This is a genomic window from Veillonella denticariosi JCM 15641 (genome assembly GCF_002959855.1).
GTDB classification, from domain to species: domain Bacteria; phylum Bacillota; class Negativicutes; order Veillonellales; family Veillonellaceae; genus Veillonella; species Veillonella denticariosi.
Genome location: NZ_PPDB01000003.1, coordinates 120,709 through 134,850, shown reverse-complemented (window position 1 = coordinate 134,850; position 14,142 = coordinate 120,709). Strand labels below are relative to the sequence as shown.

At 43.1% G+C, this 14,142-nt stretch carries 11 protein-coding genes; 10 read left to right on the top strand and 1 reads right to left on the bottom strand.

The window, feature by feature from the left end; translation table 11 throughout:
- Window positions 1–240: 240 nt before the first annotated feature.
- The 8 genes from VEHSUH05_RS03070 (at window position 241) to rplL (ending at window position 6,283) form a co-directional block, all read left to right on the top strand.
- Window positions 241–2,484: a nitric-oxide reductase large subunit gene (locus tag VEHSUH05_RS03070; RefSeq protein ID WP_105090690.1), complete on the top strand. Its 2,244-nt coding sequence runs from the start codon at window positions 241–243 to the stop codon at window positions 2,482–2,484.
- Between the two features lie 416 nt (window positions 2,485–2,900).
- Window positions 2,901–3,050, top strand: a complete 150-nt coding sequence (gene rpmG / locus VEHSUH05_RS03065) for a 50S ribosomal protein L33 (protein ID WP_004693530.1) — start codon at window positions 2,901–2,903, stop codon at window positions 3,048–3,050.
- Window positions 3,051–3,091: 41 nt separating this feature from the next.
- The gene (gene secE / locus VEHSUH05_RS03060) at window positions 3,092–3,313 is read left to right on the top strand and encodes a preprotein translocase subunit SecE (RefSeq protein WP_038116182.1); all 222 of its coding nucleotides are present in this window, start codon (window positions 3,092–3,094) and stop codon (window positions 3,311–3,313) included.
- An 11-nt stretch (window positions 3,314–3,324) separates the two neighbouring features.
- Window positions 3,325–3,861 (top strand): transcription termination/antitermination protein NusG, encoded by a 537-nt coding sequence (gene nusG, locus VEHSUH05_RS03055; protein ID WP_038116184.1) that lies wholly within the window; start codon window positions 3,325–3,327, stop codon window positions 3,859–3,861.
- 100 nt (window positions 3,862–3,961) lie between these two features.
- On the top strand, window positions 3,962–4,387 hold the full coding sequence (gene rplK / locus VEHSUH05_RS03050; RefSeq protein ID WP_004693535.1) for a 50S ribosomal protein L11: 426 nt from the start codon (window positions 3,962–3,964) through the stop codon (window positions 4,385–4,387).
- 74 nt (window positions 4,388–4,461) lie between these two features.
- On the top strand, window positions 4,462–5,172 hold the full coding sequence (gene rplA / locus VEHSUH05_RS03045) for a 50S ribosomal protein L1 (protein WP_038116186.1): 711 nt from the start codon (window positions 4,462–4,464) through the stop codon (window positions 5,170–5,172).
- Between the two features lie 174 nt (window positions 5,173–5,346).
- Window positions 5,347–5,844, top strand: a complete 498-nt coding sequence (rplJ, locus tag VEHSUH05_RS03040) for a 50S ribosomal protein L10 (RefSeq protein WP_054674852.1) — start codon at window positions 5,347–5,349, stop codon at window positions 5,842–5,844.
- A 70-nt stretch (window positions 5,845–5,914) separates the two neighbouring features.
- On the top strand, window positions 5,915–6,283 hold the full coding sequence (rplL, locus tag VEHSUH05_RS03035; protein WP_038116191.1) for a 50S ribosomal protein L7/L12: 369 nt from the start codon (window positions 5,915–5,917) through the stop codon (window positions 6,281–6,283).
- A gap of 47 nt (window positions 6,284–6,330) precedes the next feature.
- Here rplL and VEHSUH05_RS03030 read toward each other — a convergent pair whose 3' ends face one another.
- On the bottom strand, window positions 6,331–7,947 hold the full coding sequence (locus VEHSUH05_RS03030) for an ArnT family glycosyltransferase (RefSeq protein WP_105090689.1): 1,617 nt from the start codon (window positions 7,945–7,947) through the stop codon (window positions 6,331–6,333).
- A gap of 254 nt (window positions 7,948–8,201) precedes the next feature.
- Here VEHSUH05_RS03030 and VEHSUH05_RS03025 point away from each other — a divergent pair, with 254 nt between their 5' ends.
- Both VEHSUH05_RS03025 and rpoB read left to right on the top strand, forming a co-directional pair.
- The gene (locus VEHSUH05_RS03025; RefSeq protein WP_105090688.1) at window positions 8,202–9,617 is read left to right on the top strand and encodes an aspartate ammonia-lyase; all 1,416 of its coding nucleotides are present in this window, start codon (window positions 8,202–8,204) and stop codon (window positions 9,615–9,617) included.
- Between the two features lie 366 nt (window positions 9,618–9,983).
- Window positions 9,984–14,138, top strand: coding sequence for a DNA-directed RNA polymerase subunit beta (rpoB, locus tag VEHSUH05_RS03020; protein WP_105090924.1), 4,155 nt, complete (start codon window positions 9,984–9,986; stop codon window positions 14,136–14,138).
- The last annotated feature ends 4 nt before the right edge of the window (window positions 14,139–14,142 follow it).

Sequence of the window (14,142 nt, the reverse complement as noted above, 5' to 3'; positions counted from 1 at the left end):
ATAGATATAGATATAGATATAATATATCCGATACCCTGTAATATTCTAAATGTTTTATGTTGAACATTGATCCGGTTATAATGAGATGGTACGTGGAATTTATTTGTAATGATTTGTAGTGAGAAAAATTTTTAATACATTGTAACTTAGGATACAGCTTTATCAATGGATTTAGTGTATAGTATATACGAGGAGGGCATAGGCCCTCTTTTGTGCTTTTATAGAAAAGGAGGTAATGTGATGGGTGAATACAAAAAGTATTGGATAGCCGTGGTAGCAGTTCTTGTTATCGGATTTTCGATTCTCGGTTATCTGGGTACTGATGTGTATCATCAAGCACCGCCGGTGCCGATAGCGTATGTTTCTCGGGATGGACAGGTCTTATTTACTAAAGAGGATATTCTGCATGGTCAATCGGCTTGGCAATCTACAGGCGGTCAATCCGTAGGGACCGTATTGGGGCATGGTGCATATCAGGCGCCTGACTGGACAGCTGACTGGCTGCACAAAGAGGTGTCCGTTATGCTCGACATCAAGTCTCAACAGGCTTTTGGTGTTCTTTATGAACAGTTAGGTCCTGCTCAGCAGGCTGCTGTTAAAGAAGTCGTTAAAGCGGAGTATTTCAAGAGCGCGGTTCGCGAAGACGGAACTGTAGTGCTTTCACCAGAACGTATTGCAGCGATGAATATAACGGGGCAATATTTTGTTGAACTTTACGGAGACAACCCGAAATTATCAGAAACGCGTGATCATTTCGCGATGAAGGATAATACGTTGCCGGAATTACAGGACCGTATCGATATGGCGCGGTTTTTCTTCTGGACTACGTGGATGGCATCCGCTCAACGTCCGGGGACAGATGCGACATATACGAACAACTGGCCGCATGAACCGTTGTTAGATCACAACCCGACACCGGAAAGTATTGCATGGTCCGTTGTGAGTGTTATTATTTTACTTTGCGGTATCGGTATCGTTGTATGGATGTGGGCGTTCGGTCGCAAACAGGATGACCATGAATTGACACCTCCTGCGGAAGATCCGATTTCCAAATTAAATCTCACCCCGTCTCAGCGGTCTTTGGGAAAATATTTGTTTACGATTTTGGCATTATTTTTACTACAGCTCGGCATGGGCGGTATCATTGCGCATTACACCGTAGAGGGGCAGGCCTTCTATGGGATTCCGTTGGCGCAATACTTTCCGTATTCTATTGCCCGTACATGGCATATTCAGGCGTCCTTATTCTGGATTGCAATGTCCTTTTTGAGTGCCGGTTTATTCTTGGCGCCGATTATTAACGGCGGTAAGGATCCGAAATTCCAAAAACTTGGGGTGGATATTTTATTCTGGGCGCTCGTCGTTCTCGTAGTGGGTTCGTTTGCGGGCACATACTTGGGTGTCGCTCATGAAATCCCGGCGGCTTTGAACTTCTATCTGGGACACCAGGGATATGAGTATATCGAGCTGGGCCGCGTATGGCAATGGATTGAATATATCGGCATTCTGTTCTGGCTTGTGCTCATGGTGCGCAGCATCATCGGAGCTTTCAAAAACAAGGGGGATAAAAACCTCATAGCCGCGTTTATTTTCTCGGTTGTCATGGTCGGTATTTTCTATGGGCCCGGTCTTTTTTACGGGGAACATAGCCACTTGGCAATCATGGAATACTGGCGCTGGTGGGTGATTCATCTCTGGGTAGAAGGTTTCTTTGAAGTATTCTCCACTACTTTGATGGCATTTATCTTTGTAACCCTCGGGCTTGTATCGTATCGTGCCGGTACGATTGCGGCGATTTCGTCCGGTGCTATTTACCTCATCGGCGGTATTCCGGGAACCTTCCATCACCTTTACTTTACTGGCGTTACATCGACTGTGGTGGCCACAGGGGCATCGTTCTCCGCATTGGAAGTGGTACCTCTCGTTCTTTTGGGGTATGAAGCGTTTGAAAACTATACGCGCCTTCACAGTGCGCCTTGGATGCACCGCTTAAAATGGCCTGTATACTGTTTCATTGCAGTATCTTTTTGGAATTTGGTGGGTGCAGGTATCTTCGGTTTCCTTATCAATATGCCGGTTTCCCTGTTCTATATTCAAGGTTTAAATACGACAGCCGTTCATGCTCATACGGCGTTATTCGGTGTATACGGGTTCCTTAGTCTGGGCTTTGTATTCCTCATCGCCCGTTACATTCGACCTGAGGTGGAATTCAACGACAAATTGATGAAATTCGGCTTCTGGGCGTTGAACTGGGGACTTGCGTTAATGGTTCTTATCAGCTTGCTGCCGATCGGCTTGATTCAAGGCTGGGCAAGCGTTACACAAGGCTTGTGGCTCGCTCGCAGCGAAGACTTCATGCAACAGCCGCTGTTACAAAATCTGCGTTGGCTTCGTATGGTAGGCGATACCATCATGATATTGGGGGCTGTGGCCTTCTTCTGGCAGATTGTGAAAGTCATCTTTATTAAGAAAATCAAACGATAAGATTTAGGTTATCTAATAAACAGAGCTCCTTACCCGGACTTGGGTAAGGAGCTCTGTTTTCATTATAGCTATTTGACTACAATAATTTCGTATCGCTAGAAAATTGCTGTCACGGCTGCCGCTAAGCTAAACCGAAAAATATGGTAAACTGAAAAAATGTGATATGTAATATGTACACCGATGTGATATGTAATATGTACACCGATATGACCTGTGCATTCTCTTCTTGATATAAAGTATAGACATGAGGTGTTATAATTTGTTATACTTACTTTGTCAGGCACACGTGCCTGGCTTTTTTGAGTTGCTTAAATTCTTGACATCACTAGACTCATATGATATAGTTTTTTAGTATGTAGTCGAGCGATTTCGAGTGCAAAAGACAGATTAGTAAATATAAAGCGAGGTGTATCCGGATGCGTAATGCCATTACTTTAGCTTGCACAGATTGCAAACAACGTAATTATCAGACGAACAAGAATAAGAAAAATAATCCTGATCGTATTGAAATGATGAAATATTGCAAATTCTGCGGTAAACATACATTACACCGTGAAACAAAATAATTCTTATCATTCATTACCTGTTGATTTGAGGATGTGAAACAATGGCAAAGTCTAACTCAGCGGTGCAGCAGCGTGGTGGATTTGGAAAATTCTTCCGCGGTGTGAAAGCTGAACTAAAAAAAGTAGTCTGGCCAACAAAAAAAGAACTCATCAATTACACAATTGTAGTATTCTTAGTGACCATTTTTATTGCTGTGCTCATTTATGTATTTGATGCGATTTTTGCCCAACTTTTTAATACGTTGTTGCACTTTGTTGGATAGGGGGCCATTACATGGAAGCAGATAAGAAGTGGTATGTAATTCATACCTATTCAGGCTACGAAAATAAAGTAAAAACCACTCTTGAACTTAAGGTTCAGTCTATGGGTTTACAGGATGTTATCAGTCGTATTCTGGTGCCTCTTGAAGACGAAATAGATGAAAAAGACGGGGTTAAAAAAGTAGTAAAACGCAAAATCTTTCCTGGGTATGTGTTGGTGGAGATGGAGGTTAACGACCGTTCCTGGTATGTTGTGCGTAACACGCCGGGCGTAACGGGTTTCGTCGGATCCGCCACAAAACCAGTTCCACTTTCTGATTCCGAAGTAGAACATATACTTAAGTCTCAGGGCTTGAATAAGAAGCCGACCGTCAATATTGATATTGAAGTCGGTGAAACGGTACGCATTACATCCGGGGCCTTTGAAGATAGACTTGGTGTTATTACAGAAATTAACCCTGAAAAGGAAACATTGAAGCTCAATGTGGAAATGTTCAATCGAGATACCGAAGTAGAGGTAGAGTTCTCTCAAGTTGAGAAAACTCTTTAATATATACATATAACTCTAAAAGCGCAATCGATTTTGGTTGCCAGTGGGAGGATGTACATCCGTTACCACCACAGTATAAGCATAGGAGGTTTAATTACCCATGGCTAAGAAATTAGTTAAACAAGTAAAACTACAAATTGAAGCCGCTAAAGCTACTCCAGCACCACCAGTTGGTCCTGCACTAGGTCAGGCAGGTGTTAATATCGTTGCTTTCACAAAAGAATTCAACGAACGCACTGCTAAGCAAGCTGGCTTGATTATTCCGGTAGTGATTAACGTATATGAAGATCGTAGCTTCGATTTCATTACAAAAACTCCACCGGCTGCAGTATTGTTGAAAAAAGCTGCAGGCATCCCTAAAGGATCCGGTGTGCCTAACCGCGATAAGGTGGCTAAAGTAGGTCGCGATAAAGTTCGTGAAATTGCGGAATTGAAAATGCCTGACTTGAATGCTAATACCGTAGAACAAGGTATGCGCATGGTAGAAGGTACTGCTCGCAGCATGGGCATTGAAATCGTTGACTAATAAGCGTAGGATTGGCGCAATGCGCTGATCGGTGGGAGGGAATTCCCGTTTGACCACATAAGGAGGATATTATAATGGCAAAAGTAGGTAAGAAATACGCTGAGGCGGTAAAACTTATTGAAGCTGGTAAATTTTATGAGCCGGTAGAAGCAATTGAGCTCGTTAAGAAAACTGCAACTGCAAATTTCGATGAAACAGTTGAAATCTCTTTCAACTTGAATGTCGACCCTAAATACGCTGATCAACAAGTTCGTGGTGCAGTAGTATTGCCTCATGGTACTGGCAAAACTAAACGCGTTCTTGTGTTCGCTAAAGGCGACAATATTAAAGCCGCTGAAGAAGCTGGCGCTGATTACGTAGGTTCCGAAGAGTTGGTATCTAAAATTCAAGGCGGTTGGAGCGACTTCGATGTAGTTGTGGCAACACCTGACATGATGGGTCAAGTTGGTCGTCTCGGTAAAATCTTGGGCCCTAAAGGCTTGATGCCGAATCCTAAGGTTGGTACTGTAACTCCGGACGTTGCTCGTGCAGTAAACGAAATCAAAGCCGGTAAGATTGAATATCGTACTGATAAAGCGGGTATCGTTTCTTGCTCCATCGGTAAAGCGTCGTTTGATGAAGAAAAATTACTTGACAACTACCGTACAATCGTTGATACTATTATCAAGGCTAAACCTGTAGCAGCTAAAGGTCAGTACATTAAATCTGTAACCCTATCCGCTACAATGGGCCCTGGTGTGCCTTTGAACGTGTTCAAATTGAGCGCTGTTTCCAAAGAGCAATAATCACATATGTCTCTTAGCTGTAGACGGCTGGTATGTATAATGGATGAAAATCCGCCCGCTGAGGCTGACACTAGAACAACCTAGGACTAGTTACGACCTCATCGCGTGCGATGGGGTCGTTTTTACGCTAAGATAGTACATAGAGCACCAAAAAATCTACAAGGAGGTAATCTAATGGCTGTCACTGAACAAAAGAAAGCAATCGTTGCTCAAATGAAAGAAACTCTTTCTGAAGCAAAAGGCGCTGTATTGATCGGTTACTCCGGTTTGACTGTTGCGCAGGCAACTGATCTTCGTCGCAAAATGTTGGCTGAAGGTGTTGAATACAAAGTAATCAAAAATACATTGACTCGTATTGCTGCAAATGAATTGAACCTTGAAGGCTTTTCTGAACATTTAGAAGGTCCAACTGCGTTGGCTACTTCTAAAGATGATGCTGTTGCACCTGCTCGCGTTATTGAGCAATTCATTAAAGCTGTAGAAGGCGACGTTGTCACTGTAAAAGCTGGTATCGTTGAAGGCGAAGTTATGGACGCAGCAGGCGTTAAAGCAATCGCAAGTCTTCCAAATCGCGAAGGCATGCTTTCCATGTTGCTTTCCGTTTTGCAAGCACCTGTTCGCAACGTTGCATACGCTGTCAAAGCTGTTGCAGACGCAAAACCAGCAGAATAATCATTACTGCAAACTACTTGTCGGCTGCATGACACCGGCATACTAAACTAATTTATGGAGGAAATCTAAAATGGCATTGAACATTGAAAACATCGTTGCTGAATTGAAAGAAGCAACAATCCTTGAACTTAATGATCTTGTAAAAGCAATCGAAGAAGAATTTGGCGTAACTGCAGCAGCTCCTGTAGCTGTAGCAGCTGCTGGCGGTGCTGACGGCGGCGCTGCTAAAGATTCCTTCGACGTAATCTTGAAAGAGGCTGGCGGGTCCAAAATCAACGTAATCAAAGTTGTTCGCGAAGCAACCGGTCTTGGCTTGAAAGAAGCTAAAGCAATCGTTGACGGCGCTCCTGCACCTGTAAAAGAAGGCGTAGCTGCTGATGCTGCTGAAGCTTTGAAAGCTCAGTTGGAAGAAGCTGGCGCAACTGTAGAATTGAAATAATTCCGGACATATTAAAAGGCGTACCCACGGGTACGCCTTTTTGTTTCTTATTGAACCTTGTAAATCTTAGCTGTTGCGGTTTTGCCGATTTCTTTCGTCATTGGATAAGCTGACGATTCAATAAATTTTTTATTGTATTTATCGGGAACGATGATAATCGCATCGTGTTCATTTGGTACTGTCTGATAGAATTCGTCTTTTGTAATAGTCGGCATTAATGTTTTACCTTCCGTCCACAGCGGATTATCGGTAGTATGCACGAATACCTGTGTAGGTGTAGCTTCTGTATAATACCGGATTGATGTGAAATATGTACCATATACATAGATCTTTTGGTTACTTGATTCGATGTATGGTTTAAATTGAATCCCCGATTGATTGAGTAGAATAGGAGGGACTGTGACAGTTACCGCACTATATAGGATAACTATCGGTGTAAGCAGGTAAATAGTCTGCTGCCAAAGATTTTTAATGAAATGTTTTGATACTGTCAGCAACAACGGGATTATTACTGACGTGATCATCAACGGTGCAGGCCATAGTTCCGGTGTTGTATAACTGGCAGTCAGGAAAATACCTAAATATATGAAAAATGGGATGGATATAATATATGTAAAGGTTTTATCATTTTTATTGATAATAGTTATGAAAGCTTCCGCACCCCATATGATACATGGAATGATGGCGAGTAATGTATAGGTTATATATTTTGTAGCTACCATTGAATAGAAGACGACGATAACCGCAAACCATAGAATACCTAATATATCGAAATTATCTTTCCAGCTGATACTTTTAAGACGATAGATTATGGCCGGCGTCCATGGCAATAGGGCGAGAGGAATAAGGATTATGTAGTAGTACCAAACATTAAACTTCGGATGTTCTGATACGATGGCCCGATCAATGTTATGAAGCCCTAAAAAGCCGGTGATAAAATCCTGACCATGTATAGCATACATAGCTATATACCAGGGACAACCGATGATGAAAAACAGAATAAGGCCTAATGGATTAAAAAGTAATTGTATATCATCTGCAAGGTGGTGGTCTGCATTTTCTCTATGAGCGAACCACCTCATACAAATAAATAGCAGTAAAATCAGTCCCGGCAATACGATGCCTACAGGCCCTTTCGTGAGGACCGCAAAAGCGGCCGCCACATAGGCTTTCACCATGGAAGTTCTGTCACGATTCTCAAAGGCTAAATAAGAATAGCCGAAAATACCGAGTGAGAAGAAAAATAAAAACCCGTCTGTTATGATGGCGTGCGAAATATACCAGAACTGTAATGTGCTGAAAAGCAGTATGGCGCTTGTCACGGCAAGATGTGTTGATTGTTTTATACGAAATACAAGATGATACATCAGGGCTACGCTGGCGCCTGCAATCAACGTATTCGGCATGCGCGATGTAAAGTCAGATACACCGAACAGTTTGTATGTTATCATGAGAGCCCAATAGGTGAGAGGCGGTTTATCATACCATACCTGGTCATATATCATGGGTGATATCCACGAGTTATGCTTCAGCATCGTGATGGCGGACAGAACATAGTTGGATTCCACCGGATCCGTTACAGGTAAATAGGCATTGTAAAAGCCGTAACTGATGACGGTCAACAAGAACAGCGCGCCTATTCGTAATTTATGATTATCAATCATGTAGTTGTACTCCTTACTTACATAGTCTATCTTATTGTACTATAGGGGCGGGAATTATTAAATATAGCTTTTGTTTAATATATTTATTCATTAAAATAGATTTCTATACATTATATAGAATATTGTTTGCAAGGAATACTTGAAATGACTTTTGTGTATACAAGATACATGTTATAATGAACCCATAAATGAAGTGTACGTTATCAAAATTTTACCGTTTTCAAAGACATAGTACATTGGAAAGAAGGCTTATTATGAGAAAAGAACACGATTTTCTAGGTGAGTTAGAAGTAGCTGATGAGCTATACTATGGTGTACAGACAATTCGTGCATTAGAGAATTTCAATATTACGGGAAAACATTTAGACCAGGATTTTATCAAATCTCTGGCGATGGTAAAGAAAGCATCCGCATTGGCGAATATGAAGACGGGTCGCTTAAATGTATCTATCGGTAAAGCTATTGCGCAGGCGGCAGACGAAGTTATCGCCGGTAAATTTGCGGATCAGTTCCCTGTAGATCCGATTCAGGGCGGAGCCGGTACATCCGTCAATATGAACATGAACGAAGTGCTGGCGAATCGAGCTCTTGAAATTTTAGGCCATCCTAAGGGCAGCTATGATATCGTCAGCCCTAATAACCATTGCAATATGGCGCAATCTACAAATGATGCATTTCCTACGGCTATCAAGGTATGTGCCATCTTGAAGACGAAACCGCTTCTTGAAGCGTTACAACGTCTCGTGGAGGAATTGGAAAAGAAAGCGGAAGAATACAGTGAAATCTTGAAGATGGGCCGTACTCATCTGCAAGATGCGGTGCCTATTACATTGGGTCAAGAAATGGGTGCCTATGCATCCGGTATACGCCGCGGTATTAAGCGTATTAAATCCGCCGTTGAAGGCGCTCATGTCATCAATATGGGGGCTACTGCGGTAGGCACGGGCCTTAATGCGGAGCCTAGTTATATTCATGATGTGGCATATGAACTCAGTGAAGTGGTGGGGGAACCGTTCTACACGGCGGATAACCTTATCGATGCTACGAATAATACGGATATTTTCGCGGATATCTCCAGCGGTATTAAAGTTACCGCATTGGTGCTTATCAAGATGGCCAATGATTTCCGTTTGATGGCATCCGGCCCTCGTTGCGGTATCGGCGAATTAAAACTACCTCCTCGTCAACCGGGTTCATCCATCATGCCGGGTAAGGTTAATCCTGTTATCGCAGAAGTATTGAACCAGGTGTGTTACCAAGTTATCGGTAATGATCTTACCATCACGTTGGCGGTGGAAAACGGTCAGTTTGAATTGAATGTAATGGAACCTGTATTGGCATATAATTTATTTAACAATCTTTGCTACCTCAAAAACGGGGTTAATACATTTGTAGATAAATTATTGGTGGATCTTGAAGTCGATCGGGAACAATGTGAGTACTGGCTCAACCGTTCCGTAGGTATCGTGACGGCATTGTTACCGCATTTAGGATATGAAACGGCATCGGCTCTTGCGAAGGAAGCGTATAAATCGGGCCGTGCTATTCGGGATATCATCTTGGAACAGGGTTTGTTAACGGAAGAAGAAATTAATCATATCTTATCCCCTAAAGAAATGACACGGCCCGGCATTGCCGGTGCTAACCTTTTGAAACATAAGGGGAACTAAATATTCGTTTTTAAATTCGTAGTTAAGATGGATACGTCTATGTTTGGTATAATGTTAAATGAATGATATATGAAAATCAAAAACTGTCAACCCCTTTGGTTGACAGTTTTTTGCATTACTGATAGAATTATATATTGCAAAAGTAGCGTTTTCTGCTTTTGGATGCAAAAACTATAACACAAATAGTGATGAGGTTTTCTTCCAAGGTTGTGCTTGGTTAACGGGAAGCAAGGTTATTTTAAAAATGAAATGGACCTTGCTTTATTTGACGTTATTCGAGCAGGAAAACTGAGACCTGTAAGATGTCTTTTTCATGCCGTTATAGAAAATGGTAGACCGGTGTGTTTGATAGGGGTGAAAGCAAATATGTTCAAACCTGAACAGGTAGGCAAAAGGACTCGTTATACATATGCAAAAATTAACGAAGTTATCAAGATGCCGCATTTATTGGACATTCAGCGTAAATCGTATGAATGGTTCTTGGAGAGTGGTTTACAAAATATTTTCAACGATATTTCTCCGATTAAAGACAATTCAGGTAATCTAGTACTTTCTTTCGAAGGGTTCAGCTTGGGTGAACCCAAGTATGATATTAATGAATGTAAAAATCGTGACGCTACATATGCGGCGCCACTTCGCGTAAATATTCGCTTGGTAAATAATGATCCGGAAAATATGGACATCAAGGAACAAGAAGTATTTATGGGCGATTTTCCGTTGATGACTGATACGGGTACTTTCATCATCAATGGTGCGGAACGCGTTATCGTATCTCAATTGGTACGTTCTCCTGGGGTGTACTATGGTAAAGAAATCGATACCATGGGTAATCGATTGTATGAGTCCACCGTTATTCCTAATCGCGGTGCGTGGATAGAACTTGAAACAGATGCGAGTGAAGTGGTGTCCGTCCGTATTGACCGAAACCGTAAATTACCGGCAACGGTGTTGGTTCGTGCATTAGGCTGGGATACTAATGAAAGCATCCTCGATCTATTCTGGAACGGTGAGACCGGTGAGGACGGATTGCCGGTATATGACGAACGCATCGTTCGCACACTGGAAAAAGACACGACTCAATCTGCTGATGAAGCATTGGTTGAAATTTATAAAAAATTACGTCCCGGCGAACCTCCAACTGTAGAATCCGCTCGTAATTTGTTCGATAACTTATTCTTCGATGCTCGCCGTTATGATTTGGCGCGCGTAGGTCGTTATAAATTAAATAAAAAACTCGGCTGGCGTCAACGTATGTTGGGTCAAACATTGGTGCAACCTATCGTAGATACTGAGACGGGTGAAATTATTCTCGATGCAGGCGTGCAGGTTTCCGAGGAACAATTGGCTGTAGTGGCTGAAAGCCACGTGTTTGACGGGGAAGGCTTTGCAGAGTTCTATATTCAAAATTCTGACGGCATGTCTTCCAAGGTGATTTGCAATAACTGCAATTTGCCATATGAACATCGCACGGTTACAAGAGAAGATATGATTGCTAATATTTCGTATTTGCTCAATCTTATGGATGGTGCGGGTCATACTGATGATATCGACCATTTGGGAAACCGCCGCCTTCGTTGCGTAGGTGAATTGTTGCAAAATCAATTCCGTATCGGTTTAACCCGTATGGAACGCGTTGTTCGTGAACGCATGACGATTCAGGAAATTGAATCGATTACACCGCAAGCATTGATCAATATTCGCCCTGTAGTGGCGGCAATCAAAGAATTCTTCGGTTCCTCCCAGTTGTCCCAGTTCATGGACCAAACAAATCCATTGGCGGAGTTGACTCACAAACGTCGTTTATCGGCTCTCGGCCCTGGCGGTTTGTCTCGTGAACGTGCGGGCTTCGAAGTCCGTGACGTGCATCATTCTCACTACGGCCGCATGTGTCCGATTGAAACGCCGGAAGGTCCGAACATCGGCTTGATTAACTCTTTGTCCAACTATGCAAAGGTAAATGAATTCGGCTTTATTGAAGCGCCATATCGTCGCGTTGAAAAAATTTACGGTAAAGGGAAAGAATCCGATACCGTTGTTAAAGTGCGCGTATCTGACAGTGTTGTATACATGACGGCTGATGAAGAAGAAGGAATGACCATCGCTCAGGCGAACTCGCCTATCGATGCGGACGGTTACTTCATGGAGGATCATGTTGCCTGTCGTCGCGGTCATGACGTATTGGAAGTTACACCTGATAAGGTTGACTATATGGACGTTAGTCCGAAAGAAGTTGTATCCATCGGTACAGCTATGATTCCATTCCTTGAAAATGACGATGCTAACCGTGCCTTGATGGGTGCGAACATGCAACGTCAGGCGGTGCCGCTCTTGCGAGCTCAAGCGCCTCTAGTCGGTACAGGTATGGAATATACAGCCGCAACTGACTCCGGCGTCTGCGTATTGGCGCGTGAATCCGGTAAAGTCGTACGTTGCTGGGGTAATGAAATTCACGTTCTTCGCGATAGCGACGGCCGTGTTGATACATACCGTTTGAATAAATTCCTTCGTTCCAACCAATCCACATGCTTTAACCAAAAACCGATCGTCAACCGCGGTGACCACGTTGTAAAAGGCCAGGTGTTGGCTGACGGCCCTGCTACCGACGGCGGTGAATTGGCATTGGGCTACAATGTTCTTGTAGCGTTCATGCCTTGGGAAGGTTATAACTACGAAGATGCTATCCTGCTCAGTGAAGAACTTTGCAAGGAAGATATTTATACATCCATTCATATTGAAGAATACGAATGTGATGCGCGTGACACTAAATTAGGTGCCGAAGAAATTACGCGTGAATTGCCTAATACAGGTGATGATACGCTCAGAAATCTCGACGAAGACGGTATTATCTGCATCGGTGCGGAGGTACATCCAGGGGATATTCTCGTGGGTAAAGCAACACCGAAAGGTGAAACTGAACTTACGCCGGAAGAACGCTTGCTACGTGCAATCTTTGGCGACAAAGAACGCGAAGTACGCGATACTTCCTTGCGTGTGCCTCATGGCGAATCCGGTAAAGTCGTAGACGTTAAGGTCTTTACTCGTGAAAACGGTGATGAATTACAACCGGGCGTAAATAAACTCGTCCGCGTATATATCGCTCAAAAACGTAAGATTCACGAAGGCGATAAAATGGCGGGCCGTCATGGTAACAAAGGTGTCGTTTCTCGCGTTATGAGAAAAGAGGACATGCCGTTCCTTCCTGACGGTACACCGGTACAAATCGTGTTGAATCCGTTGGGCGTACCGTCTCGTATGAATATCGGTCAGGTTCTTGAAACTCATTTGGGCTGGGCCGTTCAAGGTCTAGGCATGAAGATTAAAGAAACGGATCTTCATATTCAGAATGTGTTGAAAGAAGCGCGCACCGACAGTTCTTATTGGGATGAAATCGAAGCCGTTCGCGATTTATATGGTGAAATTGAAGCTTTGGAAGCGAAGGTTACAGAAGATGTAACGGCAGATCATTTCGATGAAAATGAAAAAATCATTGATTTGAAAGCGAAAATTCTCAAACATATAGAAAAAGCGGCACAGAAGAAATTCAAAGCTATGGGCGGTGAAGCCCGTTATCAGGAGCTCAAAGCTTTGGAAGCTAAATACAATGCACTTCATATGGAATACTTCGACTCCGAAGAAGAAGCGGCGGAAATGGATCCGGTTCTCGTAGAGGAATTGGCCGCTATCGATAAGGTTAAGAATACTCTTAATGATATTGAATCCGCCGAAGCGAAACGGGTTGAAATCCGCAAAGCATTGGAAGGACTCGGCTATGACTACAAAAAATACGGCATGCCGAAACCGGACGTAGCGGGTATTCATATCGCTACACCTGTATTTGACGGTGCTCATGAAAAAGACGTATTCGAAACATTGGCGATTGCAGACCGCCCTGATGACGGTAAAACCGTACTATATGACGGTCGTACAGGTGAACCGATGGATAATCGCGTTACGGTCGGGTATGTTTACATGCTTAAACTCCATCACTTGGTTGATGATAAGATTCATGCTCGTTCCACAGGTCCGTATTCCCTTGTTACACAACAGCCGTTGGGCGGTAAAGCTCAATTCGGCGGTCAGCGTTTCGGGGAAATGGAAGTGTGGGCTCTTGAAGCCTATGGTGCAGCCTATACACTTCAAGAGTTGTTGACCGTTAAATCCGATGATGTCGTAGGCCGTGTGAAAGCATACGAAAAAATCGTTAAAGGTGAAAATATTCCAGAACCGGGCGTACCTGAGTCCTTTAAAGTATTGCTCAAAGAACTTCAAAGTATCGGTCTTGATGTAAAAATATTGAATGAAGATCAAGAAGAAGTAGTAATGAAAGAACTTGATGACGAAGATGAAGCGGTAGAAACTGGTATTGAAGATGTTATGGACGGCAGTGCTGTTGAAACAGATGAAGTAACAGTTGTAGAACCGGAAGCAGAGGAAGAAGCACCTGCTGATAACGGCGGGGAAGATGATATTCTCAGCCAGTTGGCATATCCTATGGATCAATCCTCTGACGATGAAGACTGAAACT

What these genes read in the sequence shown, in the direction of transcription:
- secE (WP_038116182.1), top strand. Translation starts at nt 3,092, where the DNA reads ATGGCAAAGTCTAACTCAGCGGTGCAGCAGCGTGGTGGATTTGGAAAA.
- nusG (WP_038116184.1), top strand. Translation starts at nt 3,325, where the DNA reads ATGGAAGCAGATAAGAAGTGGTATGTAATTCATACCTATTCAGGCTAC.
- rplK (WP_004693535.1), top strand. Translation starts at nt 3,962, where the DNA reads ATGGCTAAGAAATTAGTTAAACAAGTAAAACTACAAATTGAAGCCGCT.
- VEHSUH05_RS03070 (WP_105090690.1), top strand. Translation starts at nt 241, where the DNA reads ATGGGTGAATACAAAAAGTATTGGATAGCCGTGGTAGCAGTTCTTGTT.
- rpmG (WP_004693530.1), top strand. Translation starts at nt 2,901, where the DNA reads ATGCGTAATGCCATTACTTTAGCTTGCACAGATTGCAAACAACGTAAT.
- VEHSUH05_RS03030 (WP_105090689.1), bottom strand. Translation starts at nt 7,947, where the DNA reads ATGATTGATAATCATAAATTACGAATAGGCGCGCTGTTCTTGTTGACC.
- rplJ (WP_054674852.1), top strand. Translation starts at nt 5,347, where the DNA reads ATGGCTGTCACTGAACAAAAGAAAGCAATCGTTGCTCAAATGAAAGAA.
- rpoB (WP_105090924.1), top strand. Translation starts at nt 9,984, where the DNA reads ATGTTCAAACCTGAACAGGTAGGCAAAAGGACTCGTTATACATATGCA.
- rplA (WP_038116186.1), top strand. Translation starts at nt 4,462, where the DNA reads ATGGCAAAAGTAGGTAAGAAATACGCTGAGGCGGTAAAACTTATTGAA.
- VEHSUH05_RS03025 (WP_105090688.1), top strand. Translation starts at nt 8,202, where the DNA reads ATGAGAAAAGAACACGATTTTCTAGGTGAGTTAGAAGTAGCTGATGAG.
- rplL (WP_038116191.1), top strand. Translation starts at nt 5,915, where the DNA reads ATGGCATTGAACATTGAAAACATCGTTGCTGAATTGAAAGAAGCAACA.